The sequence below is a fragment of the Dyella sp. LX-66 genome, assembly GCF_018599165.1.
Lineage (GTDB): Bacteria > Pseudomonadota > Gammaproteobacteria > Xanthomonadales > Rhodanobacteraceae > Dyella_D > Dyella_D marensis.
Window position 1 is genome coordinate 426,458 of the sequence record NZ_JAHFVJ010000002.1, and the last position, 17,818, is coordinate 444,275.

Annotated in this window: 17 protein-coding genes and 1 tRNA gene; 15 read left to right on the plus strand and 3 right to left on the minus strand. The window is 68.9% G+C overall.

Features of this window, described 5'->3' with window-relative positions; genetic code table 11:
• Positions 1-8 precede the first annotated feature (8 nt).
• The 4 genes from KK141_RS05510 to KK141_RS05525 are packed head-to-tail and all read left to right on the plus strand — an operon-like array spanning position 9 to position 4,174.
• Positions 9-1,070 carry an SPOR domain-containing protein gene (locus KK141_RS05510; protein WP_214570314.1) on the plus strand — a complete coding sequence of 354 codons (1,062 nt, stop codon included), beginning with the start codon at positions 9-11 and terminating at the stop codon, positions 1,068-1,070.
• Positions 1,071-1,089: 19 nt separating this feature from the next.
• The gene (locus tag KK141_RS05515) at positions 1,090-1,857 is read left to right on the plus strand and encodes a CvpA family protein (RefSeq protein ID WP_214570313.1); all 768 of its coding nucleotides are present in this window, start codon (positions 1,090-1,092) and stop codon (positions 1,855-1,857) included.
• A 22-nt stretch (positions 1,858-1,879) separates the two neighbouring features.
• Positions 1,880-3,355, plus strand: coding sequence for an amidophosphoribosyltransferase (gene purF / locus KK141_RS05520; RefSeq protein WP_214570312.1), 1,476 nt, complete (start codon positions 1,880-1,882; stop codon positions 3,353-3,355).
• Between the two features lie 9 nt (positions 3,356-3,364).
• A complete protein-coding gene (locus KK141_RS05525; protein ID WP_214570311.1) occupies positions 3,365-4,174 on the plus strand; it encodes a ferritin-like domain-containing protein in 810 nt (269 codons plus the stop codon).
• A gap of 3 nt (positions 4,175-4,177) precedes the next feature.
• Here the strand turns inward: KK141_RS05525 and KK141_RS05530 are convergent, their stop codons facing one another.
• Positions 4,178-4,963 (minus strand): DUF4349 domain-containing protein, encoded by a 786-nt coding sequence (locus KK141_RS05530; RefSeq protein WP_345777561.1) that lies wholly within the window; start codon positions 4,961-4,963, stop codon positions 4,178-4,180.
• Between the two features lie 112 nt (positions 4,964-5,075).
• Positions 5,076-5,152: transfer RNA gene (locus KK141_RS05535), tRNA-Pro, on the minus strand.
• Positions 5,153-5,320: 168 nt separating this feature from the next.
• Here KK141_RS05535 and hisS point away from each other — a divergent pair.
• Both hisS and KK141_RS05545 read left to right on the plus strand, forming a co-directional pair.
• Positions 5,321-6,694, plus strand: a complete 1,374-nt coding sequence (gene hisS, locus KK141_RS05540) for a histidine--tRNA ligase (RefSeq protein ID WP_214570310.1) — start codon at positions 5,321-5,323, stop codon at positions 6,692-6,694.
• 98 nt (positions 6,695-6,792) lie between these two features.
• Positions 6,793-8,694, plus strand: coding sequence for an aromatic amino acid ammonia-lyase (locus tag KK141_RS05545; protein ID WP_214570309.1), 1,902 nt, complete (start codon positions 6,793-6,795; stop codon positions 8,692-8,694).
• A 418-nt stretch (positions 8,695-9,112) separates the two neighbouring features.
• Here the strand turns inward: KK141_RS05545 and KK141_RS05550 are convergent, their stop codons facing one another.
• A complete protein-coding gene (locus KK141_RS05550; protein ID WP_214570308.1) occupies positions 9,113-9,727 on the minus strand; it encodes a DUF998 domain-containing protein in 615 nt (204 codons plus the stop codon).
• A gap of 152 nt (positions 9,728-9,879) precedes the next feature.
• Here KK141_RS05550 and KK141_RS05555 point away from each other — a divergent pair, with 152 nt between their 5' ends.
• Genes KK141_RS05555 through hisIE form a run of 9 tightly spaced genes read left to right on the plus strand, consistent with a single transcriptional unit; the run spans position 9,880 to position 17,261 of the window.
• Positions 9,880-10,212 carry a YerC/YecD family TrpR-related protein gene (locus KK141_RS05555; RefSeq protein WP_167258708.1) on the plus strand — a complete coding sequence of 111 codons (333 nt, stop codon included), beginning with the start codon at positions 9,880-9,882 and terminating at the stop codon, positions 10,210-10,212.
• Positions 10,209-11,102, plus strand: a complete 894-nt coding sequence (gene hisG / locus KK141_RS05560) for an ATP phosphoribosyltransferase (RefSeq protein WP_214570307.1) — start codon at positions 10,209-10,211, stop codon at positions 11,100-11,102. Before KK141_RS05555 ends, hisG begins: the two co-directional genes overlap by 4 nt.
• Positions 11,099-12,406: a histidinol dehydrogenase gene (gene hisD / locus KK141_RS05565; protein WP_214570306.1), complete on the plus strand. Its 1,308-nt coding sequence runs from the start codon at positions 11,099-11,101 to the stop codon at positions 12,404-12,406. Before hisG ends, hisD begins: the two co-directional genes overlap by 4 nt.
• A complete protein-coding gene (hisC, locus tag KK141_RS05570; RefSeq protein ID WP_214570305.1) occupies positions 12,403-13,464 on the plus strand; it encodes a histidinol-phosphate transaminase in 1,062 nt (353 codons plus the stop codon). The genes hisD and hisC overlap by 4 nt, the downstream gene beginning before the upstream one ends.
• Complete coding sequence (hisB, locus tag KK141_RS05575; RefSeq protein ID WP_214570304.1) at positions 13,461-14,525, plus strand: bifunctional histidinol-phosphatase/imidazoleglycerol-phosphate dehydratase HisB; 1,065 nt, start codon at positions 13,461-13,463, stop codon at positions 14,523-14,525. The genes hisC and hisB overlap by 4 nt, the downstream gene beginning before the upstream one ends.
• The gene (hisH, locus tag KK141_RS05580; RefSeq protein ID WP_214570303.1) at positions 14,525-15,127 is read left to right on the plus strand and encodes an imidazole glycerol phosphate synthase subunit HisH; all 603 of its coding nucleotides are present in this window, start codon (positions 14,525-14,527) and stop codon (positions 15,125-15,127) included. The genes hisB and hisH overlap by 1 nt, the downstream gene beginning before the upstream one ends.
• Positions 15,124-15,852 (plus strand): 1-(5-phosphoribosyl)-5-[(5-phosphoribosylamino)methylideneamino] imidazole-4-carboxamide isomerase, encoded by a 729-nt coding sequence (locus tag KK141_RS05585; RefSeq protein WP_214570302.1) that lies wholly within the window; start codon positions 15,124-15,126, stop codon positions 15,850-15,852. Before hisH ends, KK141_RS05585 begins: the two co-directional genes overlap by 4 nt.
• Positions 15,846-16,616 (plus strand): imidazole glycerol phosphate synthase subunit HisF, encoded by a 771-nt coding sequence (gene hisF / locus KK141_RS05590; RefSeq protein ID WP_214570301.1) that lies wholly within the window; start codon positions 15,846-15,848, stop codon positions 16,614-16,616. Before KK141_RS05585 ends, hisF begins: the two co-directional genes overlap by 7 nt.
• A 12-nt stretch (positions 16,617-16,628) precedes the next feature.
• The gene (hisIE, locus tag KK141_RS05595; RefSeq protein WP_214570300.1) at positions 16,629-17,261 is read left to right on the plus strand and encodes a bifunctional phosphoribosyl-AMP cyclohydrolase/phosphoribosyl-ATP diphosphatase HisIE; all 633 of its coding nucleotides are present in this window, start codon (positions 16,629-16,631) and stop codon (positions 17,259-17,261) included.
• Positions 17,262-17,818: the final 557 nt, after the last annotated feature.

Sequence of the window (17,818 nt, forward strand, 5' to 3'; positions counted from 1 at the left end):
AGCCTGTCTTGAAAACACGTCTGCTGGGTGCCGCCGTCCTGATCGCGCTGGCGGTTCTGTTCGTGCCGATGTTCTTTTCCAGCACGCCGCCGAAGACCGGTGGCGACGAAACGGTCAGCCTGGCCATCCCGCCGGCGCCGGACCGCGACCTGCAGACGCGCACCATGAGCCTGACCCCGGGCGCCGCCTCCGCCGGCACCGCCGCTGCCGCACCGGCCGCCGCTTCCTCGGCCGCGGGCCAGGCCGCCACGCCGGCCGGCTCGGACAAGCTGGCCACGGTGGAGATCGGTTCCAACCGCCCGCGCGACGTCGAGACCGACCCCGCCGCCGGCCAGCAGCCCGCGCCGACCACGGTCACCCGCCCCGGCACGCCCGGCCAGCCGGTGATCCCGAACCAGGCCGCCGCGCCGCCGAAACCGGCCGCGCAGCCGGCGATTCCCGCGCAGACCAAGCCCGCCGCCACCCCGGCACCCGCCGCCGACCTGCCGGCCGCGACCGCGGCGCATGGCCGCTACACCCTCAATCTCAGCGCCTATGCCTCCGCCGCCAGCGCGCAAAGCCTGACGCAGCGCGTGCGCGCGCTCGGCTATCCGGTGTCCAGCCGTCCGCTCAACCAGGCGGGCAAGCAGCTGACCCTGGTCACCGCCGGTCCGTTCGACACCCGCGCCGCCGCCGAGGCCGCGCGCCTGAAGATCACCCAGACCATCCCCGGCGCCCCGGCCCGCCTCGAAGGCAGCGCCAGCACACCGGCGCAGGACGACGCTCCGGCCGCGGCCGCGGCGGCACCCGCCGCCAAGCCGGCCGCCGCCGCTCCTGCGCCCGCCGCCGCCCGCGCGGGCGGCTGGGCGGTGCAAGTGGCCGCGATGGGCAGCCAGGCCGACGCCACCGCGCTGCGCGACAAGCTGCGCTCCAACGGCTTCGACGGCTACGTCGACACCGTGAACGCGAGCGGCAAGCAGCTGTGGCGCGTGCGCGCCGGGCCGCAGACGCAGCGCGACGACGCGGTGCGCGTGCGCGACCAGATCAAGACCAAGCTCGGCCTCGCCGGCAACGTCGTCTCCGCCCCCTGAGCATCGAGCCAGCGCCGCCATGAACTGGGCCGACTACATCATCCTGGCGGTACTGGGCATCTCGGTCTTGATCGGGTTGTGGCGCGGCCTCATTTCCGAGGTCCTGGGGCTGTTGATCTGGGTTACCGCGGCGTGGATCACCTGGACCTTCGGCCCGCACGTGGCGGAGCTGTACGCGAACAAGATCAGCCTGCCTTCGGCACGCCTGGCGGCCGGTTATGCGACCACCTTCGTCGGCGTGCTGGTGCTGGGCATCGTGGTGCGGTTCCTGGTGGCCAGGCTGGTGCAGGGCACCGGCTTGAGCGGCACGGATCGCCTGCTGGGCATGGTGTTCGGCCTGGCGCGCGGCGTGCTGGTGGTGACGGTGGGTGTGTTCCTGGTCAGCCTCACCGCGCTGACGCGCGATCCGTGGTGGCAGCAGTCGGCATTGCTGCCGCAGTTCACCGGCGTGGCCGGCTGGCTGAACCAGCAGGTGCCGAGCAGCGCCCGGCGATTCCTGCAGCAGCCGTCGACGGCGATGGACGGGCTGCCGTCGCTGCCGGACAAGCTGCCGGAGCTGCGGCTGCCGACCCAGTTGCCCAGCCAGCTGCCGCAACTGCCCAGCCAATGGCAGGGCCAGCTGCAAGGCCTGCCGGCGGCGCTGCAGGGCCTGGCGCCCGCACCGGCACGCAGCGCAGCGCGCGCGCCCGGCGTGGACGCCGCGGTACCGCGCGACCCGGCCGCCATGAGCGCCGCGCGCGACCCCAAGGCGGTGGAAGCCGCCCCGCGCCAGACAACGAATCCTTAAAGCACTTACAGGCATCACAACCATGTGCGGAATCATCGGCATCGTCGGTACCACCGAGGTGGCATCGGCCCTCTACGACGGCTTGACGGTGCTGCAGCACCGCGGCCAGGACGCGGCAGGCATCGCCACCGTCGAGGGCGCGCGGCTGCGCCTGCACAAGGGCAACGGCCTGGTGCGCGACGTGTTCAACCAGACCGCCATGAGCGGCCTGCGCGGCCGCATCGGCCTGGGCCATTGCCGTTACCCCACCGCGGGTTCCGAGGGTTCCTCGGAAGCGCAGCCGTTCTACGTGAACTCGCCCTACGGCATCGCGTTCGCGCACAACGGCAACCTGGTCAACACCGAGACCCTGCGGCGCGAGATGTTCGAGGACGACCGCCGCCACATCAACACCGATTCGGACTCCGAAGTGCTGCTCAACGTGCTGGCGCACGAGCTGCAGATCCAGGACCGCATGGCGCTCACGCCGGACCACATCTTCAAGGCCGTGGCCGGCATGCATGCCCGCGCGCGCGGCGGCTACGCCTGCCTGGCGCTGATCCTGGGCTACGGCCTGCTGGCCTTCCGCGACCCCAACGGCATCCGTCCGCTGGTGCTGGGCGAGCGCGTTACCGCGGAAGGCCGCGAGTACGCGGTGGCTTCGGAATCGGTGGCGCTGGACATCCTCGGCTTCAAGCGCCTGCGCGACCTGGCGCCGGGCGAGGCGGTGTTCATCAGCGTCGACGGCCAGCTGTTCAGCCGCATGTGCGCCGAGGGCGCCACGCATGCGCCGTGCATCTTCGAATACGTGTACCTGGCGCGCCCGGACTCGATGATCGAGAACGTCTCGGTCTACAAGGCGCGCCTGCGCATGGGCCAGAAGCTGGCCGAGAAGATCCTGCGTGAGCGCCCGGACCACGGCATCGAGGCGGTCATCCCGATTCCCGATACCGCCCGCACCGCCGCCAGCGCGCTGGCCGAGGCGCTGGGCGTGCCGTTCCGCGAGGGCTTCGTCAAGAACCGCTATATCGGCCGCACCTTCATCATGCCGGGGCAGGGCGAGCGCGTGAAATCGGTGCGCCGCAAGCTCAATCCGGTGGAGCTGGAATTCCGCAAGAAGAACGTGCTGCTGGTGGACGACTCCATCGTGCGCGGCACTACCTCGCGCCAGATCATCCAGATGGCCCGCGACGCCGGCGCGCGCAACGTGTTCTTCGCCTCCGCTGCGCCGCCGGTGCGCTATCCGAACGTGTACGGCATCGACATGCCGGCCGCGTCGGAACTGGTCGCCGCCGGCCATACCGAGAAGGAAGTGGAGCAGGTGCTCGGCGCCGACTGGCTGATCTACCAGGACCTGAAGGACCTGTTCTGGGCGGTTCAGGACGGCAACGAGTCGCTGACCAACTTCGACGCCTCCTGCTTCAACGGCGAATACGTCACCGGGCTGGACAAGCAGTATCTGGAACAGATCGAGATGCTGCGCTCGGACGACGCGAAGGCGGCGCGCCGCAGCGCGTAAGCGGGCCTCATGACCGACCTGCACCAGGCCGCCAGGCGCTGCCTCGACGCCACCGACCCGGCGGAGAAAGTGCGCCTGACCCGCGCGGCCTGGAACGCCTTGCTCGCCGGCGAACTGCAGCCGGATCCGGCCTCGCCGGCACCCGAACCCATCAGCGCCCCCGGCCGCCCCGAACGCCCGCTGCTGGTCCACGCCAGCAAGGTGCCCAGCCGCGGCCTCGGTACCTCCGAAGGCCGCGCGGCGCTGGTGCATGCCGTGGCGCATATCGAATTCAACGCGATCAACCTGGCGTGGGACGCGGTCTACCGCTTCCGCGGCAAGCCCGAGGCGTACTACCGCGACTGGGCCAGCTGCGCCCACGACGAGGCGCGCCACTTCGACATGCTCAGCGTGCGCCTGGCGGAACTGGGCCACGCCTACGGCGATTTCGATGCGCACAACGGCCTGTGGGAAATGGCCGAGAAGACCGCGCACCACGACACCGCGCGCATGGCCCTGGTGCCGCGCGTGCTGGAGGCGCGCGGGCTGGACGTGACGCCCGGCATCATCGAGCGCCTGCGCGGCGCGGGCGACGAGCGCACCATCGCGATCCTGGAAGTGATCCTGCGCGAGGAAGTGGCGCACGTCGCCGCCGGCACGCGCTGGTTCCGCCACTGCTGCGAGCGCGACGGGCTGGAGCCGCGCCAGGCCTTCCTGGATCTGCTGCGCGACTACATGGGCCGCACGCCGCGCGGGCCGTTCAACCGGCAGGCGCGGCTGGAAGCGGGCTTCGACGCCGAGGAAATGGACCGGCTGGCCGAACTGGCCCTGCTCGACTGAGCCTTACGCCTTGCGCCGCGCGAAGCGGCGCCACAGCCACAGCCAGAGCAGCAGCAGCGGGAAACCCAGCAGCACGAAGGGCAGGCCGTAGCTGATCGCCTGGATCGCGTTGGCCAGGCCGTCGACGAATTCGTCGAGCACGCCCTTGAGCGATTCGCGCAGCTGCGCGCCGCGCGAGTCGGCGCCGAGCGGCCGCAGCCGCAAGGTCAGCAGGTTGGTGGCGATGCGGTGCTGCTGTCCGGCCGACTGGCGTTCCAGTTCCTGCAGCTGGCTCTCGACCGAGGCCTGTTCCTTGCCCAGCGCGATCAGGTCGGCGACGGCCAGGTCCTTGCGCGCGGCCAGCGCATCCAGGCGCTGCTGCTGCGCCTTGAGCAGGTTCTGCTGGCGCTGGTTGTCGGCCACCGCGGGCGCGAGGTCTTCGGCCGAGGTTTCCCGTTCGCCGACTTCGCCGCCCTTGGCGGCCAGCGATACCAGCGGTTCCACGCCGGCGGGCACGATGCGCACGATGAGCGCGGCGTCCCAGCTGGACTGTTCGATGCGCAGCACGCTGCATTCGCCGAAGCGCGCCGACTCGCAGGCGGCGCGCGCCTCCACCAGGCGCGGGGCGATGGTTTCCGACGGCAGGCGCAGGGTGAGGCGGTGTTCGTAGGCCAGCGCGACGCCGGCCTTGTTCTTTTCGCCGCCGATACTGGCCTGCGGAGTCACTTCCTGTTTCTTCGAGCAGGCGGCGAGCAGCGGTATCAGCAGCAGGGCGAGGAGGATCGTGCGGAGCGAAGCGAGACGGGGCACGGCGCGTTCCTTGCGTCAGCGAGGGGCAGGTGGCGCCGAGTATGTGCGAAGGGATGCGCGCCTGTCGTGCGGACATGAAAAAGCCGGCGCTGGGCCGGCTTGATCATCGAATTGGTCGGGGTGACATGATTCGAACATGCGACTTCTACGTCCCGAACGTAGCGCTCTACCAGGCTGAGCTACACCCCGTGGGAGCCGCGTATCTTAATGACCCTCGGCGGACTTCGCAACAGGTCCGGAACATTCCGATTCGGCGGCGTGGCCGGCGAAGGGGCGCGCAGGCCTTCTGCTAACCTATGCGGCTACCGCCGCGCGCCATGGCGCCGGCAGCGTTTCCCTTTCGAAGCAGAGGATTTCATGGCGCTTACCCCGGCCCGCACCATGCCCGGTGTACTCGAGCTGCTGCCGCTCGACCAGATCGCGTTCCAGCGCATGCTCGACACGATCCGCCGCAACTACGAGCGCTTCGGTTTCCTGCCGGTGGAAACGCCGGTGATGGAGTTCTCCGACGTGCTGCTGACCAAGACCGGCGGCGAGACCGAGCGCCAGGTCTATTTCGTGCAGTCCACCGGTTCGCTGGAGCAAGGCGAGAAGCCCGAGCTGGCCCTGCGCTTCGACCTCACCGTGCCGCTGGCCCGCTACGTGGCCGAGCACGAGCACGACCTGAGTTTCCCGTTCCGCCGCTACCAGATGCAGCGCGTGTACCGCGGCGAGCGCGCCCAGCGCGGCCGCTTCCGCGAGTTCTACCAGTGCGACATCGACGTGATCGGCAAGGACGGCCTCTCGGTGCGCTACGACGCCGAGCTGCCGGCGGTCATCTACAGCGTGTTCCGCGAACTGAACATCGGCGCGTTCACCATCCAGCTCAACAACCGCAAGCTGATGCGCGGCTTCTTCGAAAGCCTGGGCGTGAGCGACGCCGAGCAGCAGACCCTGGTGCTGCGCGAAGTGGACAAGCTGGACAAGCGCGGCGCCGACTACGTGCGCGAGACGCTCACCGGCGAAACCTTCGGCCTGGCCGCCGACGTAGCCGAGAAGATCCTCGCCTTCGTGCAGGTGCGTTCCAGCTCGGTGCACGAGGCCTTCGAGCAGCTGGATGCGCTCGGCGCGGGTCCGGAGTCGATGGAGCAGGGCCGCGCGGAGCTGAAGGAAGTGCTGGGCCTGATCCGCGACTTCGGCGTGCCGGAATCGCATTTCGCGCTGAATCTTTCGATCGCGCGCGGCCTGGACTACTACACCGGCACCGTCTACGAGACCACGCTCAACGACTACCCGCAGATCGGCTCGATCTGCTCCGGCGGCCGCTACGAGAACCTCGCCGGCCAGTACACCAAGTCGCGCCTGCCGGGCGTGGGCATTTCCATCGGCCTCACCCGCCTGTACTGGCAGCTGCGCGAAGCCGGCCTGATCAGTACCGCGCGCAGCACGGTGGACGTGCTGGTCACGCAGATGGACGAGTCGCGCATGGCCGACTACCTGGCCGTGGCCAGCGAACTGCGCGGCGCCGGCATCGCCACCGAAGTGGTGCTGGAAGGCGGCAAGCTGGCCAAGCAGTTCAAATATGCCGACCGCGCGGGCATCCGCTTCGTGCTGGTGCTGGGCGAGGACGAACTGGCCAAGGGCGTGGTCACCGTGAAGGACATGCGCCGCCAGGATCAGTTCGAAGTCGCCCGCGCGGAACTGATCAAGACGCTGCGCGTCGAGCTGGCGCAGGCCGAGATCGCGCCGTGATCCCGGCGCGGACGCCGTCGTCGATGGCGTCCGCGCAGTTCGTTTTGCCGCATCCCCATTCCCCATGAGACCAGCGCCCAGCGGCGCGGAGCACATCTATGAGCCATATCCATGAGCGTGAGCAGATCCGACTCGATGGCAGCAGCCTCACCCGCGCGCAACTGGTCGCCGCCGCGCGCGAGCGCGTGCCGGTGGTGCTGGACGAGCCGCAGCTGGCGCGCGTGCAGCGCGCGGCGGATTTCCTCGCCGACAAGGTGAGCTGCGGCGAGCCGACCTACGGCGTCACCACCGGCTTCGGCAGCAATGCCGACAAGCTGCTCGGCGCGCATCGCCTGCGCGACGAACTTCCCGGCGGCCACCCCGAGAAGCCGGAAGGCACCTTGCTGGAAGAACTGCAGCACAACCTCATCACCACCCATGCCGTGTGCGTGGGCAAGCCGTTCGCTGAGGACGTGGTGCGCGCCATGCTGGTGATCCGCATCAACACCTTGATGCGCGGCCATTCGGGCATCCGCGTGGAAACCCTGCGCGCGCTGACCGCGCTGCTCAACAGCGGCGTGGTGCCGGTAGTGCCGGAGAAGGGCTCGGTCGGCGCCAGCGGCGACCTTGCCCCGCTGTCGCATCTGGCCATCGTGCTGCTCGGCGGCGGCGAAGCGTTCTACCAGGGCGAGCGCCTGCCCGGCGCCGAAGCGCTGGAGCGCGCAGGCCTGGCGCCGATCCGCCTGTCCTTCAAGGAAGGCCTGGCGCTGAACAACGGCACCGCGCAGATGCTGGCCACCGCCGCGCTGGCGCTGGATACGCTGGAATACCTGCTGGACACCGCCGACCTCGCCGCCGCCATGACGCTCGATGCCTTCGCCGGCCGCAGCGGCGCGCTGCGCCCGGAAGTGCACGCGCTGCGCCCGCATCCCGGCCAGGTGGAAACCGCCGGGCATGTGCGCGAGCTGCTGACTGAAAGCACCTTGGTCGATATTCCTTACCACTTGGTGCCGCGCTTCAAGCAGTGGGCTTCCGATGCGTGGACGGCGCCGGAAGACCAGGCGCTGAGCTTCGATATCGGCTGGGACTGGGTGCCGGCCAACCAGCGCCACGGCCGCGAGGCCTTCTACAGCCGCTTCCTGCCGTTCAAGGGCGGCAAGAAGCACCAGCCGCAGGACGCCTATTGCCTGCGCTGCATGCCGCAGGTGCATGGCGCGGTGCGCGACGCCTGGGCGCAGGCCTGCCGCGTGATCGATATCGAGCTCAATGCGGTCACCGACAATCCGCTGATCTTCCCGGATGCGGAGGGTGCGCAGTTCATCGAGGAGCAGGTGATTTCAGCGGGCCATTTCCATGGGATGCCGCTGGCGCTGGCGATGAGTTACGTCAAGGCCGCGATTCCGGTGCTCGCTTCGATTTCCGAGCGCCGGCTCAACAAGCTGGTGGATCCGGCGACGAACGATGGGTTGCCGGCGTTTCTCACCGGCAATGAGGACGGTACCGATTCCGGCTTCATGATCGTGCAGTACACGGCGGCGGCGCTGGTCAACGATCTGGCGACGCGGGCGCATCCGGCGAGCGTCTACTCGGTGCCGACGAGTGCCAATGCGGAGGATCATGTCTCCATGGGTGCCAATGAGGCGCGCCATGTATTGGAGATGCTGGATGATCTCAGCCATGTGATTGCGTTGGAGTTGTATACGGCTGCGCAGGCGCTGGATTTGCGCCAGGCGATGTTGAATGCCGCACGGCGGCTTGCGGCGCGTGGCGATTGGAAGGCGCTCGCCGCCAAGGTGGCTAACGCGCCGCGGGAGGATCATGCGCATTACGCGCAGTTTGCTGCTGAGGTGCAGCAGTTGACCTCGGCCTTGGCCGGGGTGGGGGATTTCCACGCCGGGGAGGCGGTGCGCAAGGCGCACGATGTGTTGCGTGGGCACATTGGGTTTATGTCGCGCGATCGCGCGATGGATGGGGATGTGCGCACGGTGTGCGAGCTGGTTCAGCGGCGCGCTGTCGGCTAGCTCGTCATCCCGGCGCAGGCCGGGATCGAGTGGCGGTATCGCCTGGTTTTCGCGGTGACGCGAATGGGCCGCTTATGCAGCGGGCATTCCGTGCGCCTGCCGGCGCCCGGGTCACTTTCTCTTTGCTGGCCCAAAGAGAAAGTAACCAAAGAGAAATGGCCTTAGAGCAACGGCTCGCGACGCGACTAGAACGAGCAGTGACGTCCGTGGAAATGGATTAACCAGAGTCGACACGAAACGACGGTGCGTTTACGTAACGCGCCCTTCAACGTGCCGTTGCGAAGAGGACGTTCAGTGACTGGCGCCAGCTTTGGCTCTTCATTCCTGCCTGCCTCACGACATCACCCCTCTCCCCTCCGGGGAGAGGGCAGGGTGAGGGGCCAAGGCTTGCGGGAACACGCATCGAGCCAAAGCCCCTTTATCTGACGCCGGCCGCGCGCCGCATATGCCGCGCCGCCCACGCCAGCCATACCAGAATCAAGCCGATCGTCAGTTTCTGCATCAGCCCATGCGGCAGGTCGCGTAGGAATACTTGGGACCACAGCACCGCGGTCGCGAGCCACGCCACGATCCATCCCGTTGTGCTGCCTGCGCTCAATACGGTGTCGCGTCGCCAGCGTGCGTTCAACAGCAGCATGCCGAAGCTCAGCCATAGAAACGTGGCTTGTGCGGCCAGGCCGTGGATCAGGCGTGCTTGTTGTTCGTGTGGGGAGCCGAGGAATTGTTCGGTGAGGGCGACTATGGGCAGGGCCAGGCCGGCGCCTGCGAACAGGGCTGAGGCCAGGCGGCTGCGTAGTTGTGGGGAGGTGGCGCGGTATCCGCCCAGGGCGAATCCCAGCAGGCCGGCCGAGATCAGGTAGTACGCCAGGCGTACGTAGGCGCCGCCGGGGCCGGTGAGATAGAAGCTGAGGGGGATGGCGATGGGGTCGAGGTCGTGGCGCCAGAACTGGGCGGCACCGCAGATCAGGGCGAAGACGGTGGTGGTGAGCAGCAGGAGGTGGGCGGTGGCGGCGATGGGGCGGGTGTCGGTCATGGGGGCGGTGGCGGCGGAAAGTTGCGGATTGTAGGCGTTGGGCCGGTGAAGCGGTCGTTGCGGGTGCGGCGGATAAAGCCCGGGTGGCGGGCTTGCTGCAAGCGCACAACCCGGCTATAGTCTGCTCCACTGTATTAACGCGTTAGTACATTATGAAGCGTCGATCGCTGGATCCCGAACTGCCTGCCGAGTCCGCCGAGCTCAGTCTGAGCGAGGCCTTGCTGTCGTTGAAGAACACCGAGGAGATGAGCGCCTTCCTGCGCGACCTGTGCACGCCGGCCGAGCTGGAAGTGCTGGTCGATCGGTGGCGGGTGGTGCCGTATCTGCTGGACGAGGTGCCGTACCGCGAGATCCACGAGCGCACGGCGGTGAGCATCACCACCATCGGGCGCGTGGCGCGTTTCCTCAATCAGGGCAATGGCGGCTATCTGGCCGCCGCGGCCCGTGCGTCGCGCCGCCGGGCGGCGAAGAAGGGGCGTGCATGAAACCGCGTGACCGCCTGCGTATCGCCATGCAGAAATCCGGCCGGCTGACCGAGCCGGCGCTGGACCTGCTCAACCGCTGCGGCCTCAGCTTCCGCCAGAGCCGCGACAAACTGTTCCTGTTCGGCGAAGGCGAGCCGGTCGACCTGCTGCTGGTGCGCGACGACGACATCCCGGGGCTGATCGCCCAGGGCGTGTGCGACCTCGGCATCGTCGGCCGCAACGTGCTCAGCGAGTACTCGCTTACGGACGGACGCGAGACCGAACCGCTCGCCGAATGGCGTCCGCTTGGCTTCGGCCGCTGCCGGCTGTCGATCGCGGTGCCGCAGGAAATGAACTACGAGCGGCCGCAGCAGCTGGCCGGGCTGCGCATCGCCACTTCGTATCCGGGCTTGCTGCGCGACTGGTTGCGCCGCAATGGCGTCGATGCCGGCGTGGTGACCCTGGCCGGTTCGGTGGAGATCGCGCCGCGGCTGGGCACGGCCGACCTGATCTGCGATCTGGTGCAGAGCGGCGGCACCCTGGTCGCCAACCAGCTGCGCGAGGCCGACGTGCTGCTGGAAAGCGAAGCGGTGCTGGCCGGCCCGAAGACGCTGCCCACCGACGAGCGCGGCGACATGATCGAGCTGCTGCTCAAGCGCCTCGACGGCGTGATGCAGGTGCGCGAGTCGCGCCTGCTGCTGCTGCAGACCTCGCGCCAGCACCTGGACGCGGTGACCCGCCTGCTGCCGGGCGGCCCGCAGCCGACCCTGCTGCCGGTGGCGGGGCAGCCGGACCAGCTGATGCTGCAGGCGCTGTGCGCGGGCGAGGTGAGCTGGCGGCAGCTGGAAGAGATCAAGAAGGCCGGCGCGCGCGAGATGTTCGTGCTGCCGGTGGAGAAGATGCTGGCATGAAACGACTGGACTGGAATGCGCTCGATCCCGCGGCGCAGGTGCAGGCCCTGGCCCGTCCCGCGCAGTCGCGCGCGGAGGAACTGCGCCGCGGCGTGGAGGCGATCGTCGCCAAGGTGCGCGCCGAAGGCGATGCCGCCTTGCGCGAGTTGAGCGCGAAGTACGACCGCTGCGCGATCGAGGCGATCGAAGTGACGGCGGAGGAATTCGACGCCGCCGAAGCCGCGCTGGCGCCCGAACTGAAAGCCGCCATCGAAGAAGCCGCCGCGCGCATCGCCGCCTTCCATCGCGAGTCCGCGCCGCGTCCCGTCGCCGTGGACACCGCGCCCGGCGTGCGCGTCGAACGCATGCTGCGCCCGATCGCCAAGGTCGGCCTGTACGTGCCGGCCGGCAGCGCGCCGCTGCCGTCGACCGCGCTGATGCTCGGCGTGCCGGCGGGCATCGCCGGTTGCCGCGAGATCGTGCTGTGCTCGCCCGCGCGTGCGGACGGCCGCTGCGACGAGGCGGTGCTGTATGCCGCGCGCGTCACCGGCGTGCACCGCGTATTCAAGCTGGGCGGCGCGCAGGCGATCGCCGCGATGGCTTACGGCACGGCCACGGTGCCGCGCTGCGACAAGCTGTTCGGTCCCGGCAATGCCTGGGTCACTGAAGCCAAGCTGCAGGTGTCCGGCGATCCGGACGGCGCGGCTATCGATATGCCGGCCGGTCCTTCCGAAGTGCTGGTGATCGCCGACGGCCAGGCCGATCCGGAATTCGTCGCCGCCGACCTGCTGTCGCAGGCGGAACATGGCCCCGACTCGCAGGTCATCCTGCTGAGTCCTTCCGATGCGCTGCTCGACCGCGTGGCGGTGGAAGTCGAAAACCAGTGCGCCGCCTTGCCGCGGGCGGACATCGCGACGCAGGCGCTGGCGCAGAGCCGCCTGATCCTGGTCGATTCGCTGGAACAGGCGGTGGCGGTAAGCAACCGCTACGCGCCGGAACACCTGATCCTGCAGGTGGCCGCGCCGCGCGCGCTGCTGGACGGCATCGACAGCGCCGGCTCGATCTTCCTCGGCGCTTGGACGCCGGAGTCGGTGGGCGACTACTGCAGCGGCAGCAACCACGTGCTGCCGACCTACGGCTATGCGCGCAGCTACAGCGGCGTGTCGGTGGCCAGCTTCCAGAAGCAGATCACCGTGCAGGAACTGAGCGCCGACGGCCTGCGCGCGATCGGCCCGTGCACCGCGACCCTGGCCGCCGCCGAACAGCTGGAAGCGCACCGCCGCGCGGTGACGCTGCGCCTGGCCGCGCTGGAGGCGAAGGCATGAGCGTGCTCGATCTGGCGCGTCCGGAGATCCGCGCCATGCAGCCGTATTCCTCGGCGCGCATGGAAGCCAGCGGCGGCGCCATCCTGCTCAACGCGAACGAATCGGCCTGGGCGCCAACGGGCGCGGCGGGGCAGGGCTGCAACCGCTATCCCGATCCGCAGCCGGCGGCGCTGCTGCAGGCGCTGGCCCAGCTCTACGGCGTGCGCGAGGGGCAACTGCTGGTCGGCCGCGGCAGCGACGAGGCGATCGACCTGCTGGTGCGCGCGTTCTGCCGCGCGGGGCGCGACGCCATCGCGATCCAGCCGCCGACCTTCGGCATGTATTCCGTATGCGCGCGCATCCAGGACGCGGGCATCGTGGAAGTGCCGCTCGCGGCCGATTTCACGGTGGACGCCGACGCCTTGCTGGCCGCCGTCACGCCGGCGGTGAAGCTGGTCTTCGTGTGCACGCCGAACAATCCCACCGGGCAGCCGGTGCCGCGCGCCACCATCGAGCGCCTGGCGCGCGAGCTGGCCGGCCGCGCGCTGCTGGTGGTGGACGAGGCCTATGTCGAGTTCGCCGACGGCGGCAGCGTGGCGGAGCTGATCGACCGCTACGACAACCTCGCCGTGCTGCGCACTTTGTCCAAGGCCTGGGCGCTGGCCGGCGCGCGCGTCGGTACGCTGCTGGCGCATGCCGAGGTGATCGCCCTGTTGCGTCGGATCATTCCACCGTACCCGCTGCCGCGGCCTTGCGTGACGGCGGCGCTCGACGGCCTGTCGGTGCCGGGGCAGGCGGAGGCGGCCGGGCATATCCGCATCGTGCGTGAAGAACGCAGCCGCATGGCCGCCGCGCTGGCCGCTGTGCCGGGTGTGCGCGAGGTGCTGCATTCGCAGGCGAATTTCCTCGCCGTGCGCTTCGACGATGCCGGCGGCGCCTACCAGCGCCTGTTCGCGGCCGGGATTGTGGTCCGCGACGTACGGCGTTATCCGAATCTTGCCGATGCTTTGCGCATCACCCTGGGTACTCCGGCGGAGAATACGCGTGTGCTCGAAGTGCTGAATGGAGGACGCGTATGAGCCGTAAGATACTTTTCGTCGACCGCGACGGCTGCCTGATCGAGGAGCCGGCGGACGAGCAGATCGACAGCTACGAGAAACTGGCCTTGCTGCCCGGCGTGATCGCCGCGCTGCAACGCTGCGTGGCCGCCGGCTACGAGCTGGTGATGGTCACCAACCAGGACGGCCTGGGCACCGACAGCTTCCCCGAGGCGCATTTCACCGGCCCGCACGAGCTGCTGATGCGCATCCTGGACTCGCAGGGCATCCGCTTCCGCGAAGTGCTGATCGACCGGAGCTTCCCGCGCGACGGGCTGGACACGCGCAAGCCCGGCGTCGGCATGCTGCGCCATCACCTGGCCGACGACAGCTGGAGCCGCGGCCTCTCGGCCATGGTGGGCGACCGCCAGACCGACCTGCAGTTCGCCGCCAACATGGGCGTGCGCGGCTTCCTGGTCGGGCCCAAGGGCCTGTCGTGGGAAGAGATCGCGCACCAGCTGCTGGATGCGCCGCGCACCGCCACGGTCGTGCGCAACACCAAGGAAACCCGCATCACCGTAAGCGTGGACCTGGACCGCGTGGCCGAACCGAAGGCCCGCACGGGGCTGGGCTTCTTCGACCACATGCTGGAGCAGATCGGCAAGCACGGCGGCTTCGCGCTGCAACTCCAGTGCGACGGCGACACGCATATCGACGAGCACCACACCATCGAGGACTGCGCGCTGGCCCTGGGGCAAGCGCTGCGGCAGGCGCTGGGCGACAAGCGCGGCATTGGCCGCTACGGCTTCGTGCTGCCGATGGACGAATCGGAAGCCAGCGCCGCGCTGGATCTTTCGGGCCGCCCGTATTTCGTGTTCGACGGCAATTTCCCGCGCGAACGCGTGGGCGAGGTGCCGACTGAACTGGTGCCGCATTTTTTCCGCTCGCTGTGCGAAACCCTGGGCGCGAACCTGCACCTGAGCGTGTACGGCGAGAACGCGCACCATATGGTCGAGGCCTGCTTCAAGGCGGTGGCGCGCGCCCTGCGCGACGCCATCCGCCGCGAGGGCAGCGAGCTGCCCAGTACCAAGGGAGCGCTGTAATGGCCGTGGTGCTGGTCGATGCGGGCGGCACCAATATCGGCTCGGTGCGCTACGCCCTGCAGCGGCTGGGCGCGGATGCGGCGCTTACCTCCGATGCGCAGGCGATCCGCGCCGCCGACAAGGTGATCCTGCCCGGCGTCGGCGCCGCCGGCCCCGGCATGGCGCGCCTGCGCGAGCTGGGGCTGGTGGAGCTGATGCGTTCGCTCACCCAGCCGGTGCTGGGCGTGTGCCTGGGGATGCAGCTGCTGTTCGAGCGCTCGGAAGAGGGCGACACCGAGTGCCTGGGCGTGATCCCCGGCGCGGCGCGCCGTTTCGCCGACACGCCGGAGCTGCGCGTGCCGCACATGGGCTGGAACAAGCTGCGCGTCGAGCGCGGGCATCCGCTGGTGGCCGGGCTCGGGAACGGACCCGGGCATGAGGGCTGGGCCTACTTCGTGCACAGCTACGCCTTGCCGCCGGGCGAGCACACGCTGGCCAGCGCCGATTTCGGCGGTGCGTTCTCCGCCGTCGTCGCGCGCGGCAATTTCCACGGCATGCAATTCCACCCCGAGCGTTCCGCCGCCGTCGGCGCCAGGCTCCTGAAGAACTTCCTCGAACTATGAGCTTTACCGTCATCCCCGCCATCGATCTGCGCGCCGGCCGCGTGGTGCGCTTGCGCCAGGGCGACTACGCCCAGCAGACCACCTACGAATTCGAGCCGCGCGCGCTGGCCCTGCGCTACGCCGGCGCGGGCGCCATGTGGCTGCACGTGGTGGACCTGGACGGTGCCCGTTCCGGCAGCCTGGACAACCTGCGCGTGATCGAGGCGATCGCGCGCGACGGCATGCACGTGCAAGCTGGCGGCGGCGTGCGCGGCGAGGACGATCTGCGCCGCCTGTTCGATGCCGGCGTGGCGCGTGTGGTGCTCGGCAGCGTGGCGATCCGCGAGCCCGAACGGGTCGGTGGCTGGCTGGACGAGTACGGCGCGGAAAGGTTCACCATCGCGCTGGACACGCGCCGCATCGATGGACGCTGGGCCCTGCCCAGTGCCGGCTGGACCGAACTGGAAGCGCGCTCGCTGGACGAACTGGCGCCCTGGTACGCCGAGCGTGGCGCGCAGCAGCTGCTGTGCACCGACATCGACCGCGACGGCATGCTGGCCGGTTTCAATCTGGAGCTTTACCGCGAGCTCGCGCGCAGCGTGCCGGCGCTGGCCGTGCAGGCTTCCGGCGGCGTGCGCTCGGTAGAGGACATCGTGGCGGCGCGTGCCGCGGGCGCGCAGGGCGTGATCCTGGGCCGCGCCCTGCTGGAAGGCCGCTTCACCATCGAGGAGGCGCTGGCATGCTGAGCCGCCGCATCATTCCCTGCCTGGACGTGCGCGACGGCAAGGTGGTCAAGGGCGTGCGCTTCCGCGACCACGTGGTGATGGGCGAGATCGTCGAGCTGGCGATGCGCTATCGCGACGAAGGCGCCGACGAACTGGTGTTCTACGACATCACCGCCAGCCCGGAAGGGCGCAGCGTCGACCGCGGCTGGGTCGAGCGGGTGGCGCGCGAGATCGACATCCCGTTCTGCGTGGCCGGCGGTATCCGCAGCGTGGAAGAAGCGCGCGCGGTGCTGCACGCAGGCGCCGACAAGATCTCGGTCAATTCGCCCGCGCTGGAGCGCCCCGCGCTGATCGGCGAACTGGCCGATGCATTCGGCGTGCAATGCGTGGTGGTGGGCGTGGACAGCCTGCGCGACGCCGACGGCGAATGGCGCGTGCGCCAGTACACCGGCGACCCCAGCAAGACGCAAGCGCTTGCTCGCCGCACGCTGGACTGGATCGAACAGGCCCAGCACCTGGGCGCCGGCGAGATCGTACTCAACTGCATGGGCAGCGACGGCGTGCGCGAAGGCTACGACCTGGAGCAGCTGCACGCTGCACGCACGCTGTGCCGCGTGCCGCTGGTGGCCTCCGGCGGCGCGGGTGCGCCGGAGCATTTCCGCGATGCGTTCGCGGTGGCCGACGTGGACGGCGCGCTGGCGGCCAGCGTGTTCCACAGCGGCACGATCGCCATTCCTGCGCTCAAGCACTACCTCCGTGGCGCGGGCATCGCGACACGTCTCTGACCGGAATCGACCATGACCGACTTCAACACCGACTTCGCACGACTGGACTGGAGCAAGGGCGACGGCCTGCTGCCGGCGGTGGTGCAGCACTGGCTGACCGGCGAGGTGCTGATGCTCGGCTATATGAATGCCGAGGCCTTGGCGAAGACGCAGGATTCCGGCCAGGTCACTTTCTTCAGCCGCAGCAAGCAGCGTTTGTGGACCAAGGGCGAGAGTTCGGGACACGTGCTGGCGCTGAAGTCGCTGCGCGTGGATTGCGATCGGGACACGTTGCTGGTGCAGGTTGAGCCGCAGGGGCCGACTTGCCATCTCGGCACGTCGAGCTGCTTCGGCGAGCAGGTGGAGGTGGCGCCGCCGTTGGGCTTTCTGGCCGTGTTGGACCGGTTGGTGGAGCGGCGCCACGTTGAGCGCCCCGAAGGCAGCTACACCACGAGTTTGTTTGAGGGTGGCATTCGCCGTATGGCGCAGAAGGTGGGTGAGGAGGGGGTGGAGACTGCGCTCGCCGCGGTGGCGCAGGACGATGAGGCTCTCCTTGGCGAGGCCGCCGATCTGGTGTTCCATTTGATGGTGGCGCTGCGCGCGCGTGGCCTCGGCATGGGTGAGGTGTGCCGCGTGCTGGAGGCGCGGCATAGTCGGCGTCAATGACGCCTTTGCTCATCATTCCGGCGTAGGCCGGGGTCCAGTTTCTGTATCGCTTGGTTTTCGCGGTATCGCGATTTGGCCGCTTATGCAGCGGGCATTTCGGATGTTCATCATTCCGGCGTAGGCCGGGATCCAGTTTCTGTATCGCCTGGTTTTCGCGGTATCGCGATTTGGCCGCTTATGCAGCGGGCATTTCGTGCGCCTGCCGGCGCCCGAGTCACTTTTTCTTTGCTGGCCCAAAGAAAAAGTAACCCAAAAGAAATGGCCTGAGAGCAACGGCTCGCGACGCGACTAGAAGGAGCGGTGGGCGGCTGCGGTAACTTGATTAACCTGGGTCTATACGAAACGACAGTGCGTTTACGTAGCGGGTACTTCAACGTGCCGTGGCGAAGAGGATGTTCAAGGAACGAGGCCAGCTTTGGCTCTTCGTTCCTGCATACCTCACGTCATCACCCCTCTCCCCTCCGGGGAGAGGGTAGGGTGAGGGGCCGGGCGGAGCGCAACGTTCGTTATGCCTCATCCGCGAAGGCTCAAAAGATCGGTGAAGCTTTAAAGATCGG

What these genes read in the sequence shown, in the direction of transcription:
- hisH (WP_214570303.1), top strand. Translation starts at nt 14,525, where the DNA reads ATGGCCGTGGTGCTGGTCGATGCGGGCGGCACCAATATCGGCTCGGTG.
- KK141_RS05555 (WP_167258708.1), top strand. Translation starts at nt 9,880, where the DNA reads ATGAAGCGTCGATCGCTGGATCCCGAACTGCCTGCCGAGTCCGCCGAG.
- hisG (WP_214570307.1), top strand. Translation starts at nt 10,209, where the DNA reads ATGAAACCGCGTGACCGCCTGCGTATCGCCATGCAGAAATCCGGCCGG.
- KK141_RS05545 (WP_214570309.1), top strand. Translation starts at nt 6,793, where the DNA reads ATGAGCCATATCCATGAGCGTGAGCAGATCCGACTCGATGGCAGCAGC.
- hisD (WP_214570306.1), top strand. Translation starts at nt 11,099, where the DNA reads ATGAAACGACTGGACTGGAATGCGCTCGATCCCGCGGCGCAGGTGCAG.
- hisB (WP_214570304.1), top strand. Translation starts at nt 13,461, where the DNA reads ATGAGCCGTAAGATACTTTTCGTCGACCGCGACGGCTGCCTGATCGAG.
- hisIE (WP_214570300.1), top strand. Translation starts at nt 16,629, where the DNA reads ATGACCGACTTCAACACCGACTTCGCACGACTGGACTGGAGCAAGGGC.
- KK141_RS05515 (WP_214570313.1), top strand. Translation starts at nt 1,090, where the DNA reads ATGAACTGGGCCGACTACATCATCCTGGCGGTACTGGGCATCTCGGTC.
- purF (WP_214570312.1), top strand. Translation starts at nt 1,880, where the DNA reads ATGTGCGGAATCATCGGCATCGTCGGTACCACCGAGGTGGCATCGGCC.
- KK141_RS05525 (WP_214570311.1), top strand. Translation starts at nt 3,365, where the DNA reads ATGACCGACCTGCACCAGGCCGCCAGGCGCTGCCTCGACGCCACCGAC.
- hisS (WP_214570310.1), top strand. Translation starts at nt 5,321, where the DNA reads ATGGCGCTTACCCCGGCCCGCACCATGCCCGGTGTACTCGAGCTGCTG.
- KK141_RS05585 (WP_214570302.1), top strand. Translation starts at nt 15,124, where the DNA reads ATGAGCTTTACCGTCATCCCCGCCATCGATCTGCGCGCCGGCCGCGTG.
- hisF (WP_214570301.1), top strand. Translation starts at nt 15,846, where the DNA reads ATGCTGAGCCGCCGCATCATTCCCTGCCTGGACGTGCGCGACGGCAAG.
- hisC (WP_214570305.1), top strand. Translation starts at nt 12,403, where the DNA reads ATGAGCGTGCTCGATCTGGCGCGTCCGGAGATCCGCGCCATGCAGCCG.
- KK141_RS05550 (WP_214570308.1), bottom strand. Translation starts at nt 9,727, where the DNA reads ATGACCGACACCCGCCCCATCGCCGCCACCGCCCACCTCCTGCTGCTC.